This is a genomic window from Methylobacterium soli (genome assembly GCF_008806385.1).
In the GTDB taxonomy this organism is placed as follows: Bacteria; Pseudomonadota; Alphaproteobacteria; order Rhizobiales; family Beijerinckiaceae; genus Methylobacterium; species Methylobacterium soli.
In genome coordinates, this window is the sequence record NZ_VZZK01000010.1 from 25,168 (window position 1) to 50,334 (window position 25,167).

General features: G+C 73.1%; 30 protein-coding genes. 14 read left to right on the forward strand and 16 right to left on the reverse strand.

What is annotated here, in order from left to right; genetic code table 11:
• Positions 1 to 36: 36 nt before the first annotated feature.
• Positions 37 to 486: a GNAT family N-acetyltransferase gene (locus F6X53_RS11680; RefSeq protein WP_151000203.1), complete on the reverse strand. Its 450-nt coding sequence runs from the start codon at positions 484 to 486 to the stop codon at positions 37 to 39.
• Positions 483 to 1,391: a C40 family peptidase gene (locus F6X53_RS11685; RefSeq protein ID WP_151000204.1), complete on the reverse strand. Its 909-nt coding sequence runs from the start codon at positions 1,389 to 1,391 to the stop codon at positions 483 to 485. Before F6X53_RS11685 ends, F6X53_RS11680 begins: the two co-directional genes overlap by 4 nt.
• A 302-nt stretch (positions 1,392 to 1,693) precedes the next feature.
• On the opposite strand from F6X53_RS11685, the gene F6X53_RS11690 reads away from it, so the two are divergent.
• Positions 1,694 to 2,062 (forward strand): hypothetical protein, encoded by a 369-nt coding sequence (locus F6X53_RS11690; RefSeq protein WP_151000205.1) that lies wholly within the window; start codon positions 1,694 to 1,696, stop codon positions 2,060 to 2,062.
• Between the two features lie 7 nt (positions 2,063 to 2,069).
• Here the strand turns inward: F6X53_RS11690 and F6X53_RS11695 are convergent, their stop codons facing one another.
• Complete coding sequence (locus F6X53_RS11695; RefSeq protein WP_151000206.1) at positions 2,070 to 2,756, reverse strand: SDR family oxidoreductase; 687 nt, start codon at positions 2,754 to 2,756, stop codon at positions 2,070 to 2,072.
• A gap of 80 nt (positions 2,757 to 2,836) precedes the next feature.
• Positions 2,837 to 3,553 (reverse strand): MgtC/SapB family protein, encoded by a 717-nt coding sequence (locus tag F6X53_RS11700; RefSeq protein ID WP_151000207.1) that lies wholly within the window; start codon positions 3,551 to 3,553, stop codon positions 2,837 to 2,839.
• Between the two features lie 230 nt (positions 3,554 to 3,783).
• On the opposite strand from F6X53_RS11700, the gene F6X53_RS11705 reads away from it, so the two are divergent.
• The 10 genes from F6X53_RS11705 to panC all read left to right on the forward strand — a co-directional run bounded on the left by F6X53_RS11705 (position 3,784) and on the right by panC (position 12,545).
• The gene (locus F6X53_RS11705; RefSeq protein ID WP_244965557.1) at positions 3,784 to 4,848 is read left to right on the forward strand and encodes an AAA family ATPase; all 1,065 of its coding nucleotides are present in this window, start codon (positions 3,784 to 3,786) and stop codon (positions 4,846 to 4,848) included.
• A gap of 80 nt (positions 4,849 to 4,928) precedes the next feature.
• Positions 4,929 to 5,780 (forward strand): DUF58 domain-containing protein, encoded by an 852-nt coding sequence (locus tag F6X53_RS11710; protein WP_151000337.1) that lies wholly within the window; start codon positions 4,929 to 4,931, stop codon positions 5,778 to 5,780.
• 180 nt (positions 5,781 to 5,960) lie between these two features.
• The gene (locus F6X53_RS11715; RefSeq protein ID WP_151000208.1) at positions 5,961 to 6,425 is read left to right on the forward strand and encodes a DUF4381 domain-containing protein; all 465 of its coding nucleotides are present in this window, start codon (positions 5,961 to 5,963) and stop codon (positions 6,423 to 6,425) included.
• Between the two features lie 16 nt (positions 6,426 to 6,441).
• Positions 6,442 to 7,464 carry a VWA domain-containing protein gene (locus F6X53_RS11720; protein ID WP_151000209.1) on the forward strand — a complete coding sequence of 341 codons (1,023 nt, stop codon included), beginning with the start codon at positions 6,442 to 6,444 and terminating at the stop codon, positions 7,462 to 7,464.
• Entirely contained in the window at positions 7,461 to 8,390 is a 930-nt protein-coding gene (locus F6X53_RS11725; protein ID WP_151000210.1) for a VWA domain-containing protein, read from the forward strand. Before F6X53_RS11720 ends, F6X53_RS11725 begins: the two co-directional genes overlap by 4 nt.
• A 50-nt stretch (positions 8,391 to 8,440) precedes the next feature.
• Positions 8,441 to 9,370, forward strand: coding sequence for a tetratricopeptide repeat protein (locus tag F6X53_RS11730; protein WP_151000211.1), 930 nt, complete (start codon positions 8,441 to 8,443; stop codon positions 9,368 to 9,370).
• Positions 9,364 to 10,707: a BatD family protein gene (locus F6X53_RS11735; protein WP_151000212.1), complete on the forward strand. Its 1,344-nt coding sequence runs from the start codon at positions 9,364 to 9,366 to the stop codon at positions 10,705 to 10,707. The genes F6X53_RS11730 and F6X53_RS11735 overlap by 7 nt, the downstream gene beginning before the upstream one ends.
• 28 nt (positions 10,708 to 10,735) lie before the next feature.
• Complete coding sequence (ybaK, locus tag F6X53_RS11740) at positions 10,736 to 11,209, forward strand: Cys-tRNA(Pro) deacylase (RefSeq protein WP_151000213.1); 474 nt, start codon at positions 10,736 to 10,738, stop codon at positions 11,207 to 11,209.
• Positions 11,210 to 11,268: 59 nt separating this feature from the next.
• Entirely contained in the window at positions 11,269 to 11,625 is a 357-nt protein-coding gene (locus F6X53_RS11745; protein WP_151000214.1) for a hypothetical protein, read from the forward strand.
• 56 nt (positions 11,626 to 11,681) lie between these two features.
• Positions 11,682 to 12,545, forward strand: a complete 864-nt coding sequence (gene panC, locus F6X53_RS11750) for a pantoate--beta-alanine ligase (RefSeq protein ID WP_238297729.1) — start codon at positions 11,682 to 11,684, stop codon at positions 12,543 to 12,545.
• On the opposite strand, the gene F6X53_RS11755 is transcribed toward panC, so the two are convergent.
• From F6X53_RS11755 to F6X53_RS11805, 10 genes are all read right to left on the reverse strand, one after another.
• Positions 12,542 to 13,714 carry an extracellular catalytic domain type 1 short-chain-length polyhydroxyalkanoate depolymerase gene (locus F6X53_RS11755; RefSeq protein ID WP_151000215.1) on the reverse strand — a complete coding sequence of 391 codons (1,173 nt, stop codon included), beginning with the start codon at positions 13,712 to 13,714 and terminating at the stop codon, positions 12,542 to 12,544. The genes panC and F6X53_RS11755 overlap by 4 nt on opposite strands.
• Before the next feature lie 66 nt (positions 13,715 to 13,780).
• Entirely contained in the window at positions 13,781 to 14,206 is a 426-nt protein-coding gene (locus F6X53_RS11760) for a CopG family transcriptional regulator (protein WP_151000216.1), read from the reverse strand.
• A gap of 239 nt (positions 14,207 to 14,445) precedes the next feature.
• Complete coding sequence (gene dnaQ, locus F6X53_RS11765) at positions 14,446 to 15,174, reverse strand: DNA polymerase III subunit epsilon (RefSeq protein ID WP_151000217.1); 729 nt, start codon at positions 15,172 to 15,174, stop codon at positions 14,446 to 14,448.
• Positions 15,175 to 15,227: 53 nt separating this feature from the next.
• A complete protein-coding gene (locus tag F6X53_RS11770; protein ID WP_151000218.1) occupies positions 15,228 to 15,455 on the reverse strand; it encodes a type II toxin-antitoxin system HicB family antitoxin in 228 nt (75 codons plus the stop codon).
• A gap of 289 nt (positions 15,456 to 15,744) precedes the next feature.
• Positions 15,745 to 16,413 carry a dephospho-CoA kinase gene (gene coaE, locus F6X53_RS11780; RefSeq protein WP_151000219.1) on the reverse strand — a complete coding sequence of 223 codons (669 nt, stop codon included), beginning with the start codon at positions 16,411 to 16,413 and terminating at the stop codon, positions 15,745 to 15,747.
• Entirely contained in the window at positions 16,410 to 17,249 is an 840-nt protein-coding gene (locus F6X53_RS11785) for a shikimate dehydrogenase (protein ID WP_425324690.1), read from the reverse strand. Before F6X53_RS11785 ends, coaE begins: the two co-directional genes overlap by 4 nt.
• A 91-nt stretch (positions 17,250 to 17,340) precedes the next feature.
• Complete coding sequence (locus tag F6X53_RS11790; protein WP_151000221.1) at positions 17,341 to 18,372, reverse strand: cation diffusion facilitator family transporter; 1,032 nt, start codon at positions 18,370 to 18,372, stop codon at positions 17,341 to 17,343.
• Between the two features lie 57 nt (positions 18,373 to 18,429).
• Positions 18,430 to 19,089 carry a Maf family protein gene (locus F6X53_RS11795; protein ID WP_151000222.1) on the reverse strand — a complete coding sequence of 220 codons (660 nt, stop codon included), beginning with the start codon at positions 19,087 to 19,089 and terminating at the stop codon, positions 18,430 to 18,432.
• Positions 19,090 to 19,141: 52 nt separating this feature from the next.
• Entirely contained in the window at positions 19,142 to 19,429 is a 288-nt protein-coding gene (locus tag F6X53_RS11800; RefSeq protein WP_151000223.1) for a hypothetical protein, read from the reverse strand.
• A gap of 135 nt (positions 19,430 to 19,564) precedes the next feature.
• Positions 19,565 to 20,395 carry a pyruvate, water dikinase regulatory protein gene (locus F6X53_RS11805; protein WP_151000224.1) on the reverse strand — a complete coding sequence of 277 codons (831 nt, stop codon included), beginning with the start codon at positions 20,393 to 20,395 and terminating at the stop codon, positions 19,565 to 19,567.
• 501 nt (positions 20,396 to 20,896) lie between these two features.
• Between F6X53_RS11805 and F6X53_RS11810 the strand changes: the two genes are divergently transcribed.
• The 3 genes from F6X53_RS11810 (at position 20,897) to F6X53_RS11820 (ending at position 22,923) form a co-directional block, all read left to right on the forward strand.
• Positions 20,897 to 22,030: a uroporphyrinogen decarboxylase gene (locus tag F6X53_RS11810; RefSeq protein WP_151000225.1), complete on the forward strand. Its 1,134-nt coding sequence runs from the start codon at positions 20,897 to 20,899 to the stop codon at positions 22,028 to 22,030.
• Positions 22,031 to 22,033: 3 nt separating this feature from the next.
• Complete coding sequence (hemJ, locus tag F6X53_RS11815) at positions 22,034 to 22,474, forward strand: protoporphyrinogen oxidase HemJ (protein WP_151000226.1); 441 nt, start codon at positions 22,034 to 22,036, stop codon at positions 22,472 to 22,474.
• A gap of 98 nt (positions 22,475 to 22,572) precedes the next feature.
• Positions 22,573 to 22,923 (forward strand): lysozyme inhibitor LprI family protein, encoded by a 351-nt coding sequence (locus tag F6X53_RS11820; protein ID WP_151000227.1) that lies wholly within the window; start codon positions 22,573 to 22,575, stop codon positions 22,921 to 22,923.
• A 9-nt stretch (positions 22,924 to 22,932) separates the two neighbouring features.
• On the opposite strand, the gene hisG is transcribed toward F6X53_RS11820, so the two are convergent.
• Both hisG and F6X53_RS11830 read right to left on the reverse strand, forming a co-directional pair.
• Positions 22,933 to 23,931: an ATP phosphoribosyltransferase gene (hisG, locus tag F6X53_RS11825; protein ID WP_151000339.1), complete on the reverse strand. Its 999-nt coding sequence runs from the start codon at positions 23,929 to 23,931 to the stop codon at positions 22,933 to 22,935.
• A gap of 14 nt (positions 23,932 to 23,945) precedes the next feature.
• On the reverse strand, positions 23,946 to 25,094 hold the full coding sequence (locus F6X53_RS11830) for an ATP phosphoribosyltransferase regulatory subunit (RefSeq protein ID WP_151000228.1): 1,149 nt from the start codon (positions 25,092 to 25,094) through the stop codon (positions 23,946 to 23,948).
• Positions 25,095 to 25,167: the final 73 nt, after the last annotated feature.

A 25,167-nucleotide genomic window follows, 5' to 3' on the forward strand; every position in this document is an offset into this window, starting at 1 on the left:
CTGTCGCGTCCTCGCGGCCCGGAGCGCCCGCCCCGTTCAGAACTGCTTGCGATACTGGATGAAGCCCGAGCGGTCGCCGATGCGGTCGTAGAGAAGCATCGCCTCCTGGTTGGTCTCGTGCGTCAGCCAGTGCACGCGCGAGCAGCCCGAGGCCGCCGCCTCCCGGTAGACATGCTCGATCAGGGCGCGGCCGAGACCGAGGCCGCGGGCCTCCGGGGCGACGAACAGGTCCTGCAGGTAGCAGTAATCGCCGATCGTCCAGCAGGAGCGGTGCCGTATGGTGTGGACGAAGCCGAGCGCCCGCCCGTCCTCGTGGCACGCGAGGGCGGCGGCCATCGGCTCGGCCGGATCGAGCAGGCGCGCCCAGGTGACCTCGGTCGTCGCGGGTGAAATCGCGACGCGGTAGAAGGCCTGATAGCCCTGCCACAGGGGCAGCCAGGCCGCGAAATCGTCGGGCCGCACCGCGCGAATGGTCATCGGGCTCATGAAATCCGCCCCGACGGACCAAGGTCTTGGGCGGCATCAAGGCGCCGCAGGCTCGTGACGGCACCGTAGCTCGTCTCGCGGATGCGGGCGGCGGCGACGCGCAGGGGCTCCACCGCCACCGCCATGTGGTGGCCGTTGGCGTGGATCAGCCGCTCGTGGTCGAGCATCAGCCCCACATGCCCGCGCCAGAACACGAGATCGCCCCGGCGCAAGGCTTCGGTTTCGAGCGGCAGGGCGGTGCCGAGGGCGCGCTCCTGCTGGTCGGCGTCGCGCGGGCAGGGAATTCCCGCCAGATCGAGGGCGAGCTGGACGAGGCCGGAGCAATCGAGGCCGAGGCTGGTGCGCCCGCCCCAGAGATAGGGGGTGCCGACGAGGCGCTCGGCGGTCCCGGCATAATCGGGCGCGCGCCAGTCCGATGCCTCGCAATGGGGCGCGAAGACGAAACGGTCTCCGGGCAGGCGCAGGTAATCGCCCTCCTGGTCGAGGGCCGGGAGGGCCGCGCCGAGGCCGAGATGCCCGAGGGGCGGCCGCTTCAGGTCGGGGGCCGGGTACAGGAAGGTCCGCAGCGCCCGCACCCGGTGCGTCGGCGCGGGGTCGGCCGGGCCGAGGCTCGCCTCGGGGAGATAGCCGACATAGCCGTCATGGACGAGCTGCACGTAGGCGAAGCCGTCCCGCACCTCGTAGACCCGGACCGCGTCGCCCATCACCGCCTCGGTGTCGATGGCGGCTCCCTCCCGGGGTTCGCGGCGCAGGGGCGCCGCGGGGGCGACGAGCCGCGCAGGCTCCGGCGCGACGTAGCGCTCCGCCGCGACCGCGCCCGCCAGCGCGCTGTCGGCGAGATCCGGCCGGCCCGGCGTCAGGCGCGCGTCGCGGGGGGCGGGATCGGTCTTCGTGGGGTTTTGCATCGGCGTGACGGTATCGCGAGCCTCCGGTCGGCGGCAATCGCCGATGCGCCCCGGCCCCGTTGCGACGACGCGCCGCAGGCCCTGGCTCGGGGTCGGGAGACGGGCGTTCGACCGGCCGGAATGGCGAGGCCGCGCGACCCGGGCGCGGTAGGAACCGTACGATCGTGCCGAATTCAACCTCTGCGATAGCGAGCCGGACCCTGGAATGCATCCTGCATCGATCCCGACCATTGCTCTGCAGGGACGGGACGGCTGCGTTCTGATGCAGTGCACAATTTGACGCGATGCATTATGTTCGCGCCATGCCGATCGTGAGCCGCGCCGTGAAGAAGCCCTCGAAATCCCACGCCGATCTGCCGCCGATCCGGGTTCGGCGGGAGCCGCCGACGATCGCCGAGGCGGTGGCCGCCGCGCAGGACCTGGCCGACGACGTGGAGCAGCAGGTCGAGATCGCGGCCGGCCTGATCGGCCTCACCGCCGACGAGATCCGCCCGCACGTGCTGGCCGCGCCCCGGCCGAAGCCCGAATCCCGCTTCGAGCGGGCGCCCGAGCGCATCCTGAGCCCGTCCGCCCCGAACCGGGCGCCGCGCACGGTGATCGTCGAGCGCCGCACCCGCCCGCCCGTCGTGGTGGAGCGCCGCGGCCGCCCGCCCTTCGACGGGCGCCGCTGAGCCCGGGCTACCAGGCCAGGGTCTCGCCCCGGTAATCCCGGTAGGCGATGCCCGCGCGGCCGAGCTGCTCCTCGATCACGTCCGCCATGCCGGCGGCGCTGGTGGCGACGTCGAGATCGGCCTCGGCGCCGCCCATGTCGGTGCGGACCCAGCCCGGATGCAGCAGGAGCACGCCGAACCCCGCCGCGCGGTGGCGGATCGCGAAGCTGCGCGCGTAGGTGTTGAGCGCGGCCTTGCTGGCCCGGTAGGTCTCGAAGCCGCCGGATTCGTTCAGGGCGACGCTGCCGAGGGCCGAGCTCATGAAGGCGATGAGGCCGCCCGGCGCCACCCGGTCCGCGAAGGTCTCGGCGAAGCGGATCGGGCTCACCGCGTTGGTGAGGTAGACCTGGGCGGCCACCTCGCGCGGCACCGCGTGGAGGGGCGCGTGCGCCTGGGTGGCGACGCCCGCCACCACGAAGACGAGGTCGTAGCGTTCCCCCGCGAGGCGTTCGTGCAGGGCCGCGACCGCCGCGTCGTCGTCGATGTCGACGGTCTCGACCCGCACGGTCCCGGAGGCGAGGCGCGCGAGCCCGGGCGAGGCCGAGCGCTGCGTCGCGCTCACCCGCCAGCCGCGCCCCGCGAAGGTCTCGACGAGGCCGAGGCCGAGGCCGCGCGAGGCCCCGACGATGAGGGCGTTTCTCTGCGTGTCGGTCATGCTGTGATCTCCCGCGGCGCGGGCCGCGATGGCGTCCCCGCGCCGGCCCAGTCTGAAGCGGTCTTCGCGCCCGCGCATCCTCAATCGGCGGTCTGCACCGACCAGGTGGCGTGGCGGATGCCCGGCGCGCGGGCGAGCGCCGCCGTCACGGCGTCGAGCTCGGCCGCCTCGACCGCGGTGGCCACGAGGGTCGCCACCACCTCGACGGCCTCCTCGCCCCGCTCCACCACCTCGATCCCGCCGACCGGGTAGCTCGCCGCCTCCAGCCGATCGACCAGGAGGTCGCGGGCGGGACCGGCGGCCTCCGGGGCCGTCGTCACCTGGACCTCGTAGGTCGCCTCCGAGGCGCTCTCGTCGATGGGCGCCCGGTTGATGGCGTTGACGAGCGGCCGCAGCAGGGTGTTGCCGGCCAGCACCGCCACGGTGACGAACAGGGCCTCGACCGGCAGGTCCGCCCCCGCGAAGGCGCCGACGGCGGCCGAGCACCAGAGGGTCGCGGCGGTGTTGAGGCCGCGCACGTTCATCCCCTCCTTCATGATCACGCCGGCGCCGAGGAAGCCGACGCCCGAGATCACGTAGGCCACCGTGCGGGTGCCGCCGGCCGCCCCTTCGAGGCGCATGCCGAGATCCACGAAGGCGGCGGCGCCGATCGCCACCAGCACGTTGGTGCGCAGGCCCGCCGTGCGCTGGCGGTACTGCCGCTCCGCCCCGATCAGGGTGCCGAGCACGAAGGCCACGATCAGGCTGATCGCGGAATTGAGGGTCTCGGGGAGCGGGGAAGCGAGCAGGCCGGTCATGGCGCCTCCATTCATGGCGCCTCCATGTCGATCGCCCGTGACGGAACCGTGACGCTCCGGCCGCGCCCGGGCCCCCTCGGGCAAATTGCCCGGGGGGCGCCATTCGATGGGGCGCGGGATTGACGCCCGCCCCGGGCAACGGGCACACCGGGCCGCTTGAGGGTCCCTTAAGAACCCATTGAGGAGACGGACAGGATGCCGGTTCATCACCGTGGAATGGGCGTGCGCGCATGAGCGGCGGCGCCAGCAGCGCGACCCTGGCTGCGCCTCCGGGCGCGACTTCGGCTGCGCCTCCGGGCGGGCCCCGGGCCGAAGCCCCGGCCGCGAGCCGGACGGACGCGGCGCTCCGGGCCCGCATCCATGCCCTGCGGGAGGGCCTGGAACACGGGCTCATCGGCTGCACCGGCCTCGTCGAGCGCCTCCTGATCGGGCTGCTCACCGGCGGCCACCTGCTGATCGAGGGCGCGCCGGGGCTCGCCAAGACCCGGGCCGTCAAGCGCCTGTCGGACGGGCTCGACGGCTCCTTCGCGCGCATCCAGTGCACCCCCGACCTGATGCCGGCCGACCTCACCGGCACGACGGTGTGGCGCCAGGACAGCGGCAGCTTCGAGTTCCTGCCCGGCCCCCTGTTCCACTCGCTGATCCTCGTCGACGAGGTGAACCGCGCCCCCCCGAAGGTGCAGTCGGCCCTGCTCGAATCCATGGCGGAGGGGCAGATCACGGTCTCGGGCCACACCCACCCCCTGCCCGACCCCTTCATGGTGGTGGCGACCCAGAACCCGATCGAGCACGCGGGCACCTTCCCGCTGCCCGAGGCCCAGCTCGACCGGTTCCTGCTCCACGTCGTCGTCGACATGCCGGACGAGGCCTCCGAGCGGCGCATCCTCGACCTCGTCGAGGGCGAGCTGAACCACCATGCCGAGGCGATGCCGGTGCGGCTCACGGTGGAGGAGATCCTGGCGGCGCGCGAGGCCGCGCTGAAGACCTACGTCTCGCCCGCCCTCAAGGATTACCTCGTGCGCCTCGTGGCCGGCACCCGCAGCGACGCGGCGGCCCCGGACCTGCGCGCCGCGATCGAGCATCCGGCCTCGCCCCGCGGCACGCTCGCCCTCATGGTGGCCGGCAAGGCCCGCGCCTACCTGCACGGGCGCGACCACGTCATCCCGGAGGATGTCGCCGACCTCGCGGTCGACGCGCTCAGCCACCGCATCGGCCTCACCTGGCGGGCGGCGGCCGAGGGGCGCACGGCCCGCGGCATCATCGAGGGTCTCGTGCAGCGGGTGCGGGCCCTCTGACCGTGCCCCCCCTTTCGGCGCCCTCCCCCGAAGCCGACCCCCTCGCGAGCCCGGGCATCCACCTGTCGGGCGAGGTCCTGATGGGCTTGCGCCACCTCGCCCGGCGCGGCGTCTCGCCCGCGACCCGGACGCTCGCGGGCCTGCCCGGCGGCATCGTCACCCGGCGGCGCGGGCGCGGCTCCGAGCCCGACGACGTGCGCCTGTGGTCGGAGGGCGACGACCGCCGCCACATCGACCGCAACGCCACCGCCCGCACCGGCATCCTGCACGTGCGCACCCACCACGACGAGCGCGACCGCGCCGTGGTGCTGCTCGCCGATTTCCGCCCCTCCATGCTGTTCGGCACCCGCCGGGCGCTGCGCTCGGTGGCGGCGGCCGAGGCCCTGACGCTGCTGGGCTGGCGCGTCGTCGGCGACGGCGGCCGCATCGGCCTCGTCATCGGCAGCGCCGGCGAGCCGACGGCGATCCGCCCCGCCAGCGGCGAGCGGGCCATGACGGCGGTCACCGGGGCCTTGGCCCTCGCCCATGCCCGGGCGCTCGCGGCGAGCGACACCGCCGACACGCCCCTCGACGCGCTCCTGACGCTGGCCCAGAGCCTGCTGCCGTCGGGCGGGCACCTCGTCATCGCGAGCGCCCTCGACGCGCCGGGCCCGGATTTCGACCGCCTGCTCACGATCCTGGCCGAGCGCCTCTCGATCCGCCTGCTCCTCGTCAGCGATGCCTTCGAGCGCAGCCGCCCGCCGGGCTTCTACCCCTTCGCCACCGCGGATGGCCGGCGCGGCACCGTCCGGGCGAACCGGGCCGAGCGCCTCGACGCGGATGACCGCCTGGCCGACTACGCCCATCGCGGCATCGAGGGCCTGCGCCTCGACGTCGAGGCCGGGCCCGAGATGTACGCCCCCCTGATGGAGCGCCTCGATGCGATCCTGTGAGGCGGCGCGCCGGAATGCCTGCCCGGCAGCGCCCTCCCATCGCGTGGCCTTCCCTCGCGTGCCCTGCCCTCGCATGCCCTGCCCTCGCATGCCCTCCCCTCGCGTGCCCGCCGCGCGGCCCGGAGCAGCCTTGTGGGCGGCGGTCCGGGCGGAACCGGATGCCGCCCCGGGGAGGCCCGCATGAACCCGGCCGACCTCCCCGTCAGCCTGGACGGGCTGCGCGGGCTGCACCTGCCGAGCGCGGCCGGAACGATCCAGGGGGAGATCGTGGCGGCGGTGGCCCTCGGCTTCCTGGCCGCGCTCTTGGTCGGGCTCGCCCGGGCCCTGCGCGGGCGCCGGCGCGCCAGCCTGCGCCGGGCGGCCCTGCGCGAGCTCGACGCCGCGCGGGCGCTCGCGCCCGAGGCGCGGCTCGTGGCGCAGGCCCGCCTGCTGCGCCGGGTCGCCCGCACGCTGGAGGGCGATGCCGCCACGGCGGAACGCGGGGCGGCCTGGGCCGCCCGCCTCGACCGGATCTTCGCCACGGATTTCTTCGGCCAGGGCGCCGGCCGCGTGCTGGTCGACGGGCTCTACCGGCGCCGGGGGGAGGCGGAGACCGGCATGGTCGACGCGGAACTCGCCCGGCTCCTCGCCCGGATCAAGGCCTGAGCGCATGAGTCTCCTGATGCCCGGCTGGCTCACGGCCCTGGCCTCGTCCTTCGATCTCGCGGCCCCGCTGGCGCTGATCCTGCTGCCGCTGCCGCTTCTGGCCGCCCGGCTGATGCCGGCCGAGGCCGTTGGCAACAGCGGGGCCCTGCGGGTCCCGGCGTCCCTGGTCGGAGCGGCGCGGACGAGCGCCCCGGTCGCGGGCCGGGGCCGGGGCCGCACCCTCCTGACCTGGACCCTCTGGGCCGCCCTCGTGGGGGCGCTGGCGGGGCCCCGCCTCGTCCTGCAGGCCACGGCGCTTCCGGCCTCGGGGCGCGAGATCATGATCGCCATGGACCTGTCGGGCTCGATGGAGCGGCGCGATTTCGCCCTCGACGGCGAGACCGTGTCGCGCCTGACCGCCGTCAAGCGCATCGGGTCGGACTTCATCCGGCGGCGGGCCGGCGACCGGATCGGCCTCGTGATCTTCGCCGACCAGGCCTATGTCGCCGCGAGCCCGAGCTTCGACACCGCCACGGTGGCGCATGCGCTCGAAGAGGCGAATATCGGCCTCGTCGGGCGCTCCACCGGCATCGGCGACGGGCTCGGCCTGGCGCTCCGGCGCCTCGACCCCAGGGATGCCGGCCAGGATGCCGGCGCCGGCCAGCCTCCGCCCTCCACCGCCAAGGTGGTGATCCTGCTCTCGGACGGCGCCAACAATGCCGGCCAGACCAAGCCCCAGGACGTGGCCGAGCTCGCCCGCGACCTCGGCATCAAGGTCTACACCATCGCGCTCGGCCCCCGCGACCTCGCCAACGCGGATGGCGAGCAGGACGTGGTCGATGTGGAGACCCTGCGCGAGATGGCGCAGGTGAGCGGCGGCAAGGCCTTCCGGGTCAAGACCACCGAGGACCTGATCGCGGTGGCCGACGCCATCGACGGGCTGGAGGGGGGACGCGCCAAGGCGCCCCCGCTGCCGCTGCGCCGCGACCTCTGGCCCTGGCCCGCCGCCCTCGCCTTCCTGTGCGCGGCCGGCCTGCTGGCCACCCGGAGGGGCGCGTGAGCCTCCTCGACGCCTACGCCCTGCTGCGGCCCTGGTGGCTGGCCGCGATCCCGCTGGTGCTGCTCCTGGCGCTGCGCGCCGCGTGGCGCTCGGCCCCGCTCGGGGATTGGAACCGGGTGGTCGATCCGGCCCTGATGGCGCTCCTCGCCCGGCGCGGCGCGGTGCTCGGCGGGCGCCGGCAGGCGAACCTCGCCGCCGCAATCGTGGCGGGTCTGATCGCCCTGGCGCTGACCGGGCCCGCGATCGAGCGCCAGGACGCCGCGACCTTCCGCAACCTCGACGCCACGGTGATCGTCATCGACCTGTCCCGCTCGGTCGCGGAGGGCGGAAACCTCAAGGAGGTTCGCCAGGTCGCGCAAGGGGTGGCGGAGGCCGCGGGCACGCGCTCCGTCTCCCTCGTGGTCTATGCGGGGGACGCCTACCTGGCCATTCCGCCGACCACCGACCGCGACAGCTTCGCCACGACGCTGTTCGCCCTCGACGCCGACACCGTGCCCGATCGCGGCAGCCACCCCGAGCGCGGCCTGGCGCTGGCCCGGCGCACCCTGTCCGAGGCCGCGGTGGTGGCCGCCGACGTGGTGCTGATCACCGACGGCGACGGGCTCGGCGAGGCGGCGACGCGCGAGGTCGCGGCGATGCGGGCCAAGGGCTGGCACCTGCAGGGGCTGTTCGTGCCGGCCGCCCGCGCCCTGCCGCCGGGCTCGCCGAAGCCCGACCGCGCCGCCCTCGACACGCTGGTGCGGGCGGGCGGCGGCCTCACCGCCGACATCGCCACCCCGGGCGCCGTCCTCGACGCGGTCGGGGCCAGCACCGCCCAGCACCTCGCGGCCGGGGGCTACACCGTGCTGGCCTTCGCCGATCTCGGGCGCTGGCTCCTCCTCCTGGCGGCCCTGCCCGCCCTCGTCCTGTTCCGCAGGAGCGCGTGATGAGGGAGAGCGCGTGATGAGGGAGAGCGCGTGACGATGGAGAGCGCCCGATGATCCAGGCACGCATCGCCGCGATCAGTGGCCGACCGCTGCCGGGGCTCGGCCTCGGCCTCTCGCGGCGCTGGCGGCGCTGGGCCCGGCTCGGCGGGCTCGGCCTCGCCGGGGCCGCGATCCTCGGCCTCGCCCTGGTCTCGCAGCCGCGCACCGGCCTCGGCCGCCTGCTGATGGGGATCGGCCTGCCGGGCGCGGCGGCCGCGATCCTCGACGATCCCGCCTGGCGCGGGCCCGCCCTCTACGAGGCCGGGCGCTACCCGGAGGCCGCCGCGATCTTCCGCAATGGCGGGCGGCGCAACGCCTACAATCTCGGCAACGCGCTGGCGCGGGCCGGCGATTACCAGGCGGCGATCGAGGCCTACGATGCCGCCCTCCAGTTCAACCCGCGCGATGCCGACGCGCAGGCCAACCGCTCCCTGGTGGCCCGGATGCTCGCCGAGGCGATCGACCGCGGCAAGGGCGGCGGCATCGCCAACGGCACCGCCCAGTACGGCGCCCGCTACAACAACACCACGAACCAGGACCAGAGCGACGATATCCAGGCCAATTCGAGCGGCGAGGGCCTGGCCGGCAACAAGGAGGCGAGTTCGAGCGCGTCGCTGCCCGGCAACAGCAAGGTGGCGCGGCGCGGCAAGGCCGAGCAGCTCGCGATCGATTCCGGCCGCGGCGAGGCCCGCGGCTCGGCGAGCGACGCGGCGGGGCGCGGGCGCACGGGCGCGGGCTCCGCCATGGTGGCGGCAGCCCCGGAACGGGAGGTGCGCCGGGTGACGAAGAGCTTCGAGGCCCACGAGATCCGGCCCGACCGGCTCTGGCTCCAGACCCTGCCGGACGATCCGGGCCGCTACCTGAAGCTGCGCCTCAAGGCCGAGCAGACCCGGCGCATCGAGGCCGGCACCGCGATTCCCGCAGGAAGCAACCCATGGTGAGCGCGCGGTCCGGATTGAGCACGCGCCCCGTGGCGCGCCGGCTCGGCCCCGTCTTAAGGAATCCCGTCCTGGGGGGTCCCGTCCTGGGGGCGCTCCTCCTCGTCGCCGGCGCCCTGTCGCCGGCGCGCGCCGTCGAGCCCGGCGACCTGACCCTGACGGTGAGCCCGGAACTGAACGGCAACACCGCGCCCTACCCCCGCGAGATGGTGCTGCTCAAGATCCACGGGGTCTACAAGCAGCCGATCCTGCTGGAGGAGGTGGTGCAGCCGACGCTCGCCAATTTCAGCTGGACCCAGCTCGGCCGCGACGCCTGGAGCAAGACCAAGCTCCCGGACGGGCAGAGCGCCATCGCGTTCGACCGGGTCATCGCGATCTTTCCCCACCACCCGGGCGATTTCGTCCTCGACCCCTTCATCCACCGCCTGACCATCAACGATGTCGGGGAGCGCAAGGTGATCGATGTCCGCTCCGGGCCGATCCCGCTGCCGGTGACGGCCTGGACGCAGCCGACCGGGGGGCCGGACGCCAAGGATCCCTGGTGGCTGCCCGCCCGCGACGTCACGATCACGGATTCCTGGAACCCCGATCCCGAGACCGTGAAGATCGGCGAGACCACCCGGCGCATCGTCACCCTCGAGGCGCAGGGCATGGTGGCCGAGGGCCTGCCGCCCCGCCCGGTGATGCGCACCCGCGGCATTCTCACCTTCGCGGGACCGGTGACGCGGGAGACCATCATCACGCCGCAGGGTCCGATCGCCAAGGCGACCTACCAGTGGGACGTGCGGCCGGCGATCGACGACATCATTCCCCTCGATGCCATCGCGATCCCGTGGTTCGACACGGTCTCGCGCCGGATGCGCGAGGCCGAGATCCCGGCCCGCCAGATCGGCGGCGGCCTGCCCGACCGCGAGGAGGCGCCGATGCCGGCCGCCACCGCGCCCGCCGTGATCGCGGCCGCGGGCCTTGCCGCCTTCGGGCTCGGCCTCGCCCTGCTGGGCTTCGGCGCGGGCCGCCGCAGCCTGCGCCTCGATGCGGGCCATCGCCGCGCCCTCGCCCGCGCGGCCGCCGCCGGCGACGCGGCGGAATTCCGCGCGCGCCTCGCGGCCGCCGCGCAGGCGGAGCCGGAGCTCGCCCGGCGCTGGCGGGCGCGGGCCGACCTCGCCGCCGACCTCGCCGCCCTCGAACGCGCGCTCTACGCCCCGGAGGGCGGCGCGACGCCGGACCTTGCCCGCCTCGCCCGCGCCCTCTCGCGGCCCGAGACGGAGCCGGCCGCCCACACGCGGGAGGACCGGGAGGATCGCCTGGCGCCCCTCGACGGCCCGGCGCGGCCGGGCTGATCCCGCGACGAGACCAGGACGCGCCGCCATGTCCAAGACCACCCGCGCGACGCAGGCCCTCGACCGGGCCGGGATCGCCTACAGCGTGCACGCCTATGCGTACGACCCGGAGGCGGCGCGCATCGGGCTGCAGGCGGCCGAGGCGCTGGGCGTGGCGCCGGGCGAGATCCTCAAGACCCTGATGGCGGAGGTGGACGGGCGCCCCGTCTGCGTCCTCGTCGCCTCGGACCGGGAGATCGCCCTGAAGCGCCTCGCCGCCGCCCAAGGGGGCAAGTCCGCCGCCATGTTGAAACCCGCCGAGGCCGAGCGCATCACCGGCTACCATGTCGGCGGCATCAGCCCGCTCGGGCAGAAGCGCCGCCTGCCCGTGCTGATCGACGCGGGCTCGATCGAGGGCCGCGACGCGATCTACCTCAATGGCGGCGGGCGCGGCCTGCAGGTCCGCCTGCGCCCGGGCGACCTCGCGGCCGTGCTGGAGGCCCGCATCGTCCCGCTCGCGTGAGTTAACGCTTCGTTCACCCTGACTTGCCAGGGTTCGGCCCGGAATCCGGGGGTTTGCGCATGCGGGCGGGGGGAGCGGGGGCTTGGCGCGGCGCGCTCGCGCTCGGCCTGATCCTCGCGGGCATGGGATCGCGCGCCGCCGACCTGATCGAGCCCGGGCCGGGCCCGATCGACCTGGCGAGCCCGCGCTACTTCCCGCGCAGCGACGGCGACTCGGATCCGCCGCGCTTCGTCCGCCCCCTGCCGCGGCCCGTGGGCTGCCTGCCCCGCCGGGTGCCGGTGCCGACCAACGCGCCCGACGATCCGAGCTATGTCGGGTCGGCCTACGGCCTGTCGAAGCCGAGCTATTACGGCCTGACGCCCCCGCCCGGCATCGACGATCCCTACGGGCGCCCGCTCCGGCCCTATTGCCGCTAGCCGCCGCGCGGTCGTAAAGCTCCGGCCCGCACCGAAGGAGCCCGCCCGTGCGCCCGATCGACCCGCCCATCTCCCATGCGCGCCCCACCCGCTTCAGCGACCGCGCGGCCCTGCGCGCCGCGGTGGAAGCCTGGCGGCGCCAAGGCGAGAGCGTGGTGCTGGTGCCCACCATGGGGGCGCTGCATGCGGGCCATCTCGCCCTCGTGGCCCACGCCAAGGCGATCGGCCGGCGCGCGGTGGTGAGCATCTTCGTCAACCCGACGCAGTTCGGCCCGAGCGAGGATTTCGCCCGCTATCCCCGCGACGTCGCGGCCGACCTCGACCGGCTCGCCGAGACCGGCGCGGACGCCGCCTGGACGCCCGAGATCGACACCATGTACCCGCCGGATTTCTCCACCCGGATCGAGGTCGCGGGGCTCACCGAGGGGCTGTGCGGCGCGGTCCGCCCCGGTCACTTCGCGGGCGTCGCCACGGTGGTGACGAAGCTCCTCAACCAGGTGCGGCCCGACATCGCGCTGTTCGGCGAGAAGGATTTCCAGCAATTGCAGGTGATCCGCCGGGCGGTGCGCGACCTCGACCTCGGGGTCGAGATCCGCGGCGTGCCGACGATCCGGGAGGCGGACGGCCTCGCCCTGTCCTCGCGCAACCGCTACCTCGACGCGGCGGAGCGCGCGGTGGCGCCGCGCCTCCACGCCGTGCTCGCCCGCATCGCCGCCGCCCTGCGGGCGGGCGCCGCCGCCGGCCCGCTCCTCGCCGAGGGGGTCGCGGAGCTCACGGCCGCGGGCTTCGGCCCGGTGCAGTACCTGGAGGTGCGCGACGCCGAGACCCTGGCGCCGCTGGAGCGCGTCGAGGGCCCGGCCCGGGTGCTCGCCGCGGCCTATCTCGGCCGCACCCGCCTCATCGACAACGTGGCCGTCTAAGCTGCCGGGCCGCGCCCCGCCCCGAGCGGGTGCCCGGCGAAGAAGGCGAGCATCGCCCGCGAGGCGTCCGGCCCGCGCGGGTCGGTGTAGCTGCCGGCCGGGTCGCCGCCGAACCAGGCATGGCCCGAGCCCCGCACCAGCCAGCTCTCCACCAGAACCCGGCCCCCGGCATCGGCGTAGCGGGTGCGCGTGTAGGGATGTCCGTTCGCGCTGCCGGTCTCCTCGCGCGCCGCGAGGCCGGCGATGCCGGCCTGGGCCAGCACCTGATCGCCGTTGCGCGGGCTCACGGTGCCGTCGCCGTCCCCGTGGAACACGATGGTGGGGATGCGCAGGCCCTCGGGCGCCCCGAAGCCGTTCGGCTCGGCAAGGCCCGGCGCGCCCATCTGCATCGCCATCATGGCCGAGGACAGGTCGCGGGCGCAGCCCGCCGCCAGCCCCGAATGCACCCCGACGGCCGCGTAGAGGTCCGGATAGGCGCGGCCGATATTGGCCGCCGCCGCCGCCCCCGCCGAGAAGCCCGCGATGTAGACCCGCGCCGGGTCGATCGGGTGTTCGTCCATCACCGCCCGGGTGAGGCCCGCGATGATCGCCGCCTCGCCGGATTCCCGGCCCTGGTCGCGGGGCTCGAACCAGTTCCAGCATTTCTGGCCGTTGGCCCGCCCGCTCTGGGCCGGATAGGCGACGAAGAACCCGCCCGCCTCGGCCAGCCGGTTCATGCCGGTGCCCGCCGCGAAATCGTCGGGGGATTGGGAGCAGCCGTGCAGCATCACCACCAGGGTCGCGGCGGCGGCGGGCCGGCTCGGGATGAAGAGCTTGTAATCGCGCGCGCCCTCGCCGTTCGCGAAGCTGCGGGCCACGAACCCGCCCTTGCCGGGAACGCGGTCGCCGGGGCGCGCATCGTCGTTCAGGCCGCGCGGCGCCGGCACGACGCCGCGCACCCACTCGGCCGCGCCCCCGTCGAAGGTCTCGCGCAGGCGCTCGGCCACCGGCTCGGCCTTCAGGGGGGCCGATTGGGGGGCCGAGGGGGGGAGCGTGTCCTCGGCGGGCCGCTCCTGAAAGCTGCGCTGGATGAGAGCGGTCGCCTCCTGCAGACGCCCGACCCCGGTCAGCCGCGTCGCCTCGATCATGTCGGCGAGGTGCTGGGTGCTCCGGAGGAAGTGATCGGTCATGGGGTCGCTTTCATCGGGTCGAGGCGCGCGGCGCGGCTGCGGGGCACGTCGGGAGACGGACGCATGTCAGCGAAGGCGGTCGGCGAGCGCCGCCTTGACCTCGGGACTGGCCTGGAGGCCGCCCAACACTTCGAGGGACGCGATGGTCTCGCGGGCGAGTTCGGGCGTGACGTCGGGCCCGATGCTGGCGAGGCCGAGAACACGGATGTCGAGGGTGTGTCCCGCAGCCCGGACCGCCTCGAGATCGGCGCGGTGATACCGGCGCAGGCCGAGTTCCACGCTCTTGCGGGCCACCGATTGGCGGGTCAGCTCGGCGTGCCGCTCGATCTGGTTGCGGATCGCCGTGCGGATAAAGTCGCTCCGGTTGCCGTAGACCCCCTCGGAGACGAGGAGATCGACATGGCCGAGATCGACGAAGCCCAGATTGACCGTGATCTTCTCGCTCTCGGCGGTCTTCGCGGCGTTGTCCGGCCGCCGCGTCACCTGGAGCATCCGACCATCCCGCTACCATCTGCCCGGATGGTATACGGGCGGTTCATTGTGCAATGCAATAGAGGCCTATTGCATTGCGGGATTGCAGAGCGCGGTCAAGCATGCGCCGCAGGGGGAGAGGCCGCGCCGGGCATCTTTCACGAATCCGCGAGCGTCAGGATGAAACCCGAGAGGGGGCGCCGGCCGCCGCTCGCGAACGAGGCGGCGCGGGAGATGCCGAACCGGAGGCCGGGCCGCTCTCAGGCCGTGCCGTCCTCGCCGAGATAGTCGCGCCAAATCGCGTTCGGCCCGAGCGTCGCCAGGAAGGCCTCGTGCTGCTCGCGCTCGGTGGGTGTCAGGCGGGGGCGGATCATGCGCGGCCCGATCGCGACGGCGCCCTCCGGGCTCTGCGTCAGCGCCGGCCCGGCCGCGGCGGTCTCGACGGGAGCGAGGCCGAGGCTCGTCTGCTTGCCGCCGAGCAGTTCCATGTAGACTTCGGCGAGGATCTGCGCGTCGAGGAGCGCGCCGTGCTTGGTGCGGCGCGTCGTGTCGATGCCGTAGCGGGTGCAGAGCGCGTCGAGGTTGTTGGCCGCGCCCGGGTGCTTGCGCCGCGCCATCAGCAGCGTGTCGGTGACCGCCGCGAGGTCGATCGCCGGGGGCGCTGCCGCCCCGAGCCGGGCGAATTCCATGTTGAGGAAGCCGACATCGAAGGGCGCGTTGTGGATCACGAGCCGCGAATCGGCGCAGAAATCCCGGAAGGCGTCGACCACTTCGGCGAAGACCGGCTTGTCGGCCAGGAACGCGTCCGAGAGGCCGTGGACCCCGAAAGCCCCCTCGGACACGGCCCGCTGCGGATTGATGTAGCAGTGGAAGACCTTGCCGGTCTGGATGTGGTTCAAAAGCTCGACGCAGCCGATCTCGATCAGGCGGTCGCCCGCCTTGGCATCGGTGCCGGTGGTCTCGGTATCGAGGACGATCTCGCGCAGCATGTCGGGTCCGTGGCGTCGGCAGATCAACAGAGCGCCATTGGCCTAAGCGCGGGTTAACCGGCCGCCTGCGCGCGCCGCATCGAGGGTTCGGGGATGGAATGACCGAGTTCCTCGGCCATTTCGATCCAGGAGTCGATCGCGTCCAGCACGTTGTGCAGAGCGTCCTCGGGCGTCTCGCCGTCCGACATGCAGCCCGGCAGATCCGGCACGGTCGCGGCGAAACCGCCGCCCTCCTCGACGCTCAGAGGCGTGATCACGACCGGGTAGGTGAGCTGACTCATGACGCGGCTCTGACTTGCTCGACGAAGCGGACGAGGTCGCGGATATAGACAGCCTTGATGGGACGCCTGGCCGGGATCGTCAATTTCTCCGCCTGGGATGCGTGGCCGATCCGGTGATGCGAGCCGCGCCCCGGCTTTCAGAGAATGCCGAACTCGGCACCGAGCGCTTCCACATCCGCGATCGTCCAGCCAGCCTTCGGGTTGGCGCGCATCGCGGCCAGACGCTTCGACATGCGAATCAACTCCTGTCCATCGGAGTTAATTTTTCATTGATCGGCCTAAGCGTGGGTTAACCGCACCGGGGTCCCGCCCCCAACGCCGCGATGATCCGCTCGACCTCGGCCTCCGCATGGGCGAAGCCCAGGCTGGTATCGATCACGAAATCGGCGCGGGCCCGCTTCTCCGCATCGGGCATCTGCTTGGCCCGGATCGCCGCGAAGGCGGCCTCGGTCATGCCGGGGCGGGCGAGGACGCGGGCGCGCTGGATCTCGGGCGGCGCCGTCACCACCAGGACCGCGTCGCAGCGCCCCTCCCCGCCGGTCTCGTAGAGGAGCGGGATGTCGAGGAGGACGAGGGGCGCCTGGGCGTGGCGCAGCAGGAACGCCCGGGCGGCCTCCTGGACCAGCGGATGCACCAGGGCTTCGAGCCGCGCGAGGCGCTCGGGATGGCCGAGCACGACGGCGCGCAGGGCGCCCCGGTCGACGGAGCCGTCCGGCGCCAGGGTGCCGGGGAAGGCCTGCCCGATGGCCGCCGCCGCGGCGCCGCCGGGCCCGTAGAGGGCGTGGACCGCCGCATCCGCGTCGTGGACCGGCACGCCCCGGGCGGAGAACATCCCGGCGGTCGCGGACTTGCCCATGCCGATCGAGCCCGTCAGCCCGAGGACGCGCGGGCGCCCGCCGGCTCCGGCTCCGCCGGCGTCACGTCCGCTCGCGCCAGATCCGATCGTCGCACCGCTCATCGGGGCGCGAGATCCGCGACGATGCGGGCGCGCAGGGCCTCGGTGACCTGGGGCCGCCGGCCGAACCAGGCCTCGAAGCCCGGCACCGCCTGGTGCAGCAGCATGCCGAGCCCGTCGACCGCCGCGAGGCCGCGCGCCCGCGCGGCGGCGAGCAGCGGGGTCTCCAGCGGCACGTAGACGATGTCGGCGACCGCGGCCCGCTTCGGCAGCGCCCCGAGGTCGAGATCGAGGGCGGGCTGGCCCGCCATGCCGAGCGACGTCGTGTTCACCAGAAGCCCCGATTCGGGCAGGAGGCGCGGCAGGTCGGCCCAGGCGACCGATCGCGCGCGGGTCGGTTCGAGGGCGACGAGGGCCTCCGCCCGCCCGCGCGTGCGGTTGGCGATGAGGATGCGAGACACGCCCCGCTCGGCGAGGCCCACCACGATGGCGCGCGCCGCCCCCCCGGCCCCGAGGATCAGGGCGGTGCCGCCGGCGGCCTCCGGCCAATCGGCCCCGAGGCTCTGGTCGAGATGGGCGATGAAGCCCGGCGCGTCGGTGTTGTCGCCCCGGATCCGTCCGTCGGGTCCGACCACCAGGGTGTTGACCGCGCCGATCTTCTCCGCCCGCGGCGTCAGCGCGTCCGCGAGGCGGAAGGCCGCCTCCTTGTGCGGGATGGTGACGTTGCCGCCCGCAAAGCCCGCCGCCGGGAGGCCGCGCACGAAATCCGAGAACCCTTCGGGCGCCACGTCGATGCGCTCGTAGGTGCCGGAGATCCCGTGCTCGGCGAGCCAGTGCCCGTGGATCAGGGGCGAGCGCGAATGGGCGATCGGGTGCCCGACCACGAAGGCTCTCGTCACGCGCTCCATCTCCCCTCGCGTCCCGCCACGATCCTTGTCACGCCGCCAAGCCTTCTCACGCCGCGCAGCCTTTTCACGCTATGCAGCCTTCTCACGCGATGCAGCCTTGCGCGACCCGGCAGGGGGGCCCGCCCGCCTCCTCGATCTGCAGCGTCGCATGGGCGATGCCGAAGCGCAGGCGCAGCTCCGACGCCACCTCGATCAGGAAACGATTGCCCGGATGGCCCTGCTCCATCACCAGATGGGCGGTCAGCGCGATCTCGGTGGTGCTCATCGGCCAGATATGGAGATCGTGCAGATCGGCCACGCCGGGCCGCTCGCGCAGGTAGAGCCGCACCCGCTCGGGCTCAATGCCGGGGGGCACGGCCGCCAGCGCCATGCCGACGCTGTCGCGCAGGAGGCCCCAGGTGGCCCAGACGATGAGCCCCGCGATGACGAGGCTGACGGCGGGATCGATCCAGTCGAGCCCGGTCGCCCAGATGACGAGGCCCGCCAGCACGACGCCGGCCGAGACCGCGGCATCCGCCGCCATGTGCAGGAAGGCGCCCCGGATGTTGATGTCGCCCTCGGCGCCGGAGGCGAAGAGCCAAGCGGTGAGGCCGTTGACCAGGATGCCGATGGCGGCGACCACCATCACGGTCCCGCCCGCGACGGGCTCGGGATGGATCAGCCGGGCCACCGCCTCCCACAGGATCGCGCCGGTGGCGATGAGCAGGAACACGGCGTTGAACAGGGCCGCCAGGATCGAGGAGCCGCGCAACCCGTAGGTGAAGCGCGCGGAGGCGCGCCGCTTCACCAGCACCGAGGCGATCCAGGCGACCAGGAGGCCGAGCACGTCCGAGAGGTTGTGCCCGGCATCGGCCACCAGGGACATCGAGTTGCTGGCGAAGCCGTAGGCCGCCTCGATCACCACGAAGGCGGTGTTGAGCCCGATGCCGATCGCGAAGGCGCGGCCGAAGCTCGCCGGGGCGTGGACGTGGCCGCCGGGCCCGTGCGCATGCGCGTGGCCCTGGCCATGATCGTGGCGATGGTCGTGGTCGTGGTCGTGGTCTTGGCCATGATGATCGTGCCCGGGCGGCGCGCCCGGTTCATGGTGGTGGTGCTCGTCTGCCTGGCCGGTCACGTCCCGCCGCCTTCCTGTTCGGGTCGATCCTGTTCGGGGCCGGTGGCGCGGCCGTCCTCAGAAGGCGAGGAGGCCGCGCGCCCGCAGCCGCGCCAGCAGCGGCAGCAGCGGCAGCCCGAGGATCGTCGCGTGGTCGCCCGCGACCGCGGCGAAGAGATGGATGCCGAGGCCTTCGAGCTGGTAGCCGCCGACGCTGCCCGTGACGCGGGCCTCGCCGGCGAGGTCCACATAGGCCGCGATCTGCGCCGCATCGAGGGGGCGCAGCGTCAGGTGCGCCGTCTCGACGAAGCTCTCGGCGACGCAGCCCCCCTCGGCGATCGCCACCGCCGCGTGGAGCGCGTGGGTGCGCCCGGCGAGCCGCGCGATCTGGGCGCGGGCCTCCGCGGCGGCGGCCGGCTTGTGGAAAATCGTGCCGGCGCATTCGAGCACCTGGTCGGCCCCGACCACGATCCGGCCGGGATGGCGCGCGGCGACGCTGCCGGCCTTCGCCTCGGCGAGGCGGCGGGCGAGTTCGGGGGCCGCGAGGCCGGCGCAGTCCGCCTCGAGCGCGCGCTCGTCGACCTCGGGCGCCGCCGTCTCGACGGGCAAAGCCGCGCCCGCGAGCAGGGCGCGGCGGGTCGGGCTCGTCGAGGCGAGGAGGAGCGGCGCGGCGCCGGTCCAGGCGGTCGGCGGAGGAGCGGTGGGTGGGGAAGCGGTCGAGGCGGCGGGGCGATCCATCGCCCCAGTGTCACCGATCGGGGCCGGCCCGCAAGCCGATCCTGCGCCGCGATCAGGCGGCGCGGGACCGGGGCGCGTCCCGCTCGGCCTGGAGGGCGGCGGCGAGAGCGTCCCGCGCCGCCTCGATCTCGGTCCGGGTCCCGCTCGCCTCGGCGACCACGAGCCGGTTGTAGACCTCGAGCCAGCGATGGCTGGAGCGGATCAGGGGCAGCCGTTCCCGCTCAACCAGTCGGCGCGCCTGAGTGAGGCTCTTCACCTCTTGCGGGAAACCGCTGCACCCGGCCGCCGGGACCGCGCTGGAAAAGGCGAGATCCCCCCGCGAAACGGTGGAATCGCTCATGATTTGTTCCATGACTTCGCTGCCGTTCTGGCTTCGGACACCCGGATTGGTCCCGCCGGAATGTGGCCGCGGCATGACTGGTTTTCGCTCAAGTCGCCGCCAGCAAAGCCCCGTGTGAGCCTGCGCACCAGCCCCCTAGACGGCGATGAACTTGAGCCGGTGCTCGCGATACAGGTCGAGAATGGCCGCCGCGGTCTCCTCGATCGAGCGCCGGGTCACGTCGATGGTCGGCCAGCGATGCTTGGCGCAGAGCCGGCGCGAGGCCGCGACCTCGTCCGCCACCGCGTCCCGGTCGACGTAGAGGGACGAGTCGCCGGCATTCAGGCTGAGCAACCGGTTCTGGCGAATTTGCACGATCCGCTCGGGACTTGCGAGCAATCCGACCACCAGCGGGCGCCGCACCGTCTCGAGCGCCGACGGCAGCGGCATCGCGGGCACGAGGGGAATGTTGGTGGTCTTGAGGCCGCGATTGGCGAGGTAGATCGAGGTCGGCGTCTTCGAGGTCCGGCTCACGCCGACCAGGATCACGTCGGCTTCCTCGAGGTCGTCCGGCAGGTTGCCGTCGTCATGAGCCAGGGTGAAGTTCATCGCGTCGATGCGCTTGAAATACTCGGCGTTCAGCATGTGCTGCGCCCCCGGCCGCGCCGTGGTCTGCGCGCCGAGATAGGATTGCAGCAGGGCATGAACCGGCTGCAGCACCGAGAGGCAGGGCGATCCGGTCTCCCGGCAGGCGGCCTCCAGGCGCTCCACGAGATCGTGACCCACGAGGGTGTAGAGCACGAGCCCCGGCGCGGCCTCGATCTCGGAGATGACGCGCTCCAGCTGCGGCCCCGAGCGCACCAGCGGGTAGACATGCTCGATCGCCGAGACGCCCTCGTACTGGGCGGCCGCGGCACGGCCGACATTGATCAGCGTCTCGCCGGTGGAATCCGAGACGAGGTGGAGATGGAAGTAGCTGCGGCTCATCCGGTCTCAGTCTCCTCAGGCCGCGCAGGAGGAGCAGGGACCGGGCCTTGTCCACCGCGCGCCGTCAGGGGAGTCGATGAGTGTGGATAAGATGCCGGGCGCGCAGGGTCCAGGGCGACAGGCCACCGCTCCGTCGACTCCGCCGTCAACAGGGCGTCATACAGGCATGGCGGATTCCGGATCCGTGGGAGAATCCGGGACGCCGGCAGGCTCCTGGGCCGCCAACCTCGGCCAAGCCGCTGGCGAGTCTGTCCTATCGCAGACATTAGACCGGATCTGTTAAAGCTCTCTTAACGCCGTCGCGGCTGGGACGGCCTGTGGACGCAGTTGCGATCCCGTGATCCAGCCTCCAAGAGAAAAAACAGAGTCCTAGAATCTCTCTTCTCTTTGAAGAGGGCCGGGGTGGGGATGGCGTCGTGGCGCCCATCCGGGACGGATTCCAAGGGGTTTTCGGGAAGCAAGCCCATCGTGCCGGGGGCGCGCATGGGATAGGGAGGGGCCATGGCCCAATCTGTTCAGGCGGACCGCAAGGTCCTGCGCGTGCTCTCCGGCGAGGCCCTGTCCCCGCCCCCTGCCTGGATCATGCGCCAGGCCGGCCGCTATCTCCCGGAATACCGCGAGACCCGGGCCGAGGCCGGCTCCTTCCTCGATCTCTGCTACAGCCCGGATTTCGCCGTCGAGGTCACGCTTCAGCCGATCCGCCGGTTCGGCTTCGAGGCATCGATCCTGTTCTCGGACATCCTGGTCGTGCCGCACGCCCTCGGGCAGAACGTCCGCTTCGTCGAGGGCGAGGGCCCGCGGCTCGATCCGCTCCACGGGCGGGAGGAATTCGAGCGCCTGCGTCAGGCCGACGATCCGGCGATCTTCGCGCATCTCGCGCCTGTCTTCGAGACCGTGCGCCGCTTGAGGGCGGAACTGCCCGCCGAGACGACGCTGCTCGGCTTCTGCGGCGCGCCCTGGACGGTGGCGAGCTACATGATCGGCGGTCGCGGCACGCCGGATCTCGCACCGGCGCGCGCCCTCGCCGAGAGCGACACCGCCCTCGTCGACGCGCTCATCGATCGTCTCGTCACGGTCCAGATCGCCTATCTCGTGCGCCAGCTCCAGGCCGGCGCGGACGCGGTGCAGATCTTCGAATCCCATGCCGGCACGCTGCCGAAGGCGGTGCCGCTCTCGAACGATGTCGTCGAGCCCGTGGGCGAGGTCTCCGAGAGCGCGCTTCCCGGGGCGCCCGAACGCGACGCCCTGAGCCGCTGGTCCTTCCGGCCGATCGCCCGGATGATCGCCGGCATCCGCGCGCAGGTGCCCGGCGCGAAGATCATCGTCTTCGCCCGCGGCTCCGGTCTCGACGGGCATGCCCGCGTGGTGCCTGAGACGGGCGCTGACGCCGTCGGCGTCGATTGGGCAGTGGACCTCGCGGAATTGCGGGCACGCGTCCCAGCGACCACCGTAACGCAAGGAAACGTCCATCCGGACACCCTGATCGAGGGCGGAGCGGCCCTCGACGCCGCGGTGGACGCCGTGCTGGCGGCGACCCGCGGGTTGCCGCACATCTTCAATCTCGGCCACGGCATCACGCCGCAGACGCCCATCGCCCATGTCGAGCAGATGCTCGCGCGGCTGCGGGGGCGCTGATCCGTGCTCTACGAGTGGATCAAGGCGGGGCACATCATCGCGCTCATCGCCTGGATGGCGGGGATGCTCTACCTGCCCCGCCTCTTCGTCTATCACGCAGCCTTGCCGGCCGGTCCGGCCTCGGCCGCGCAGTCGGCGACCTTCAAGGTCATGGAGCGGCGCCTCCTCAAGGCGATCATGAACCCGGCCATGATCGCGACCTGGATCTTCGGCCTGAGCCTCGCCGTCATGAGCGGCTTCTACGCGTCGGGCTGGCTCCAGGCGAAGGTCCTGCTGGTGCTGGCCATGTCCGGCATCCACGGCTGGCTCGCCCGGATGGTCAAGGATTTCGCCGCCGACCGGAATACGCGCGCCCCTAAATTCTACCGCATCCTCAACGAGGTCCCGACGCTCCTGATGATCGGGATCGTCATCCTGGCGGTGGTGAAGCCGGCCTTCGTCTGATCCTGTCGTCCTGTGATCCGCCAATGACGGGGGCGCGGCCTTGCCGCCGGGGCGGTTTCGGGCGAGCCTCCAGCCCATCTCCGGATCTGGATAAGCCCATGTCGCCTCGATGGATCGTGCCGATCGCCCTCGTCCTCGCAGCCGCGGGCGCCGGTTCCGCGCAGGCCGCGAGCTTCCCCTGCGCCAAGGCCGAGGCGCCCGACGAGAGAGCGGTCTGCGCGAACCTTCCCCTCAACGACCTCGACGTTGAGATGGCGGTCCGGTTCGAGATCCTGAAGGACCTGCTGCCCATGGGAGGCCGGGGCAAGCTGCGGGACGATCAGGAGGCGTGGCTCGCCGAGCGCCGCAGCTGCGGTGCCGACACGGCCTGCCTGCGGCAGGCCTACGAGACGCGGCTCAAGACGTTGCGCGCGGTCTTCTCGGAATTCGCCAAGCAGGGACCGCAGTGACCGCGAGCCTCACAGCCGCGCGAGGAGCCGCTCCGTGAGGGGGTTCTCCGCCGCGAAGGCGTAGTCGATGCGTCGCACCGTGACGGAGCGAGCCCCGGCCCTCACGAGGGCATCCGAGAGGTCGAAGACCGCGTCGACGGGGCAGCGCAGCACGATCTCGCCGTCGGGTCCGCTCGGCGCGCCGTAGGGCAACTCGGCCTCGTGCAGGCCCGCCAGGGTCGGGAGGTCGATCGCGCCGCTCTCCGGCAGGCCGGCCCGGACCTCGCGGGTGGTGCGGGCGCGCTCCTCGGCGGCGATCCGGCCGAGCACGGCCCGCAGGGCCTCGCGCTGGCTCTCGCCCCAGACCGCCTTCAGGGAAGCGACGAGGTTGGCCTCCGAGCGCAGGATCACCCCGTCCTCGAGGATCTTGAGGGCGTTCGCCGCGAGCGTCGCGCCGGTCGTGGTGATGTCGACCACGATCTCGGCCGAGCCCGCGGCCGGCGCGCCCTCGGTGGCGCCGAGGCTCTCGACGATCCGGTAATCGGCGACGCCCTTCTCGGCGAAGAAGCGGCGCGTGAGATTGACGTATTTCGTGGCAATGCGCAGCCGCTTACCGTGATGCGCCCGCATCGCGGCCGCGACCTCATCGAGGTCGTCCATGGCCCTCACGTCGATCCAGGCCTGCGGCACAGCGACGACGACCGTGGCCTGCCCGAAGCCGAGGGGCGTCAGCAACTCGACCTGACCGCGCACGTCGGGCAGCGTCTCGCGGATCAGATCCTCGCCGGTGATGCCGAGATGGGCTGCGCCCGAGGCGAGCTGGCTCGCGATCTCCGAGGCCGAGAGGTAGCGCACCTCGACATTCGGCACGCCGACAAGCCTGCCCCGGTAATCGCGGGCACCGGCGCCCTGCGCGAGCTTGAGGCCGGCCCGGGCGAAGAACGCGCTCGCATTCTCTTGCAGCCGTCCCTTCGAGGGGACCGCCAGCACCAGGGAGCCGCCGGCCGCGGTCTCGGCAGAACCCGTCATGGCCTGTGTCTCACTCACCGCGGTCTTCCTCCCGCCTGAACCACCCGGTTGAGCCAGAAGGCGCAGCCGACCGCCGGGAGCGGGACGGGGCTGCCGAGATGCGTCAGCAGCCCGTCGTAGCGGCCGCCGCCGACGAGGACGGGTGCGCCCGCGACACCCGCCGTCACTTCGAAGATGAAGCCCGTGTAATAGTCGAGATTGCGCACGAAGCCGCCCGAGAAGCGGAAGCGCTCTACCGGCAGGCCGCGCGCGGCCATGAAGCCGGTACGCTCCTCGAACAGGCTCAGCGCCGCCTCGAAGGGCGGGTGGTGGAGCCCCGCATCGCGAGCGAGCGCCCGCAGCGCCTTGGCCGCGGAATCGGGGTCACCCTCGATTGCCTGGTAGCGCTCGATGATCGCGCGGTTCTCGGTGTTGAGGCCCGCGCCGCCATGGGCCTGTGCCGAGGCCTTGGCGAGGAAGCGCTCGGCGATCTCGCCCGCGCTGCGCCCACCGACGCGCGAGATGCCGGCAATCGAGAGCACGTCCTCCACGAAGGCGCGCACGCCCTTCGGGTCCTGGCCCTGGATTGCTGCCAGGAGGCCCGCATGCGGATCGTCCGGGGTCGCGGCATTGGTCACGCCCTCGAGCGAGCGGCCGGCGGCGAGGGCCCGCAGGGTGCGCCGCTTGGCGGCGGGCGGAACCGACAACCCGTCGAGGAGCGCGACCGTCAGGCCCATGTCGCCGAGACGGACCGTGAGATCGGTCCGGCCGAACAGGGCAAGGCCCTCGAGGGCGAGCCCGATCACCTCGGCATCGGCCGCGGGCGTATCGGTGCGGCCGATCGATTCAATCCCAGCTTGCAGGAACTCGTCGGGCTCGTCGCCGGCGAGCCGGAAGACCGGCCCGAGATAGCTGTAATCGGCACTCTGCCCGTCGGCGCGGGAGCGGTGCAGGCGACAGACCGGGATGGTGAATTCGGGCCGCAGGCAGAGTTCGGTGCCGCCCTCGTCCTGGGTGACGAAGATCCGGCGCCGAATGTCCTCGCCGGACAATTCGAGGAACGGTTCCACGGGCTGGAGCACGGGCGGCGTCACGGTGCCGTAGCCGGCCTCCGCAAGATGCCGGGCGAGCCGCGCCTGTGCATCTTCACCCGCGCTCGGGCTGCCTGCCTCCGGTAACATCATGGGTTCACTCGCCGTCTCTGGCCGGCTCTCTAGCAACCGGGGCGGGCCTTGGCGACCGCGACCGGCAGGAATG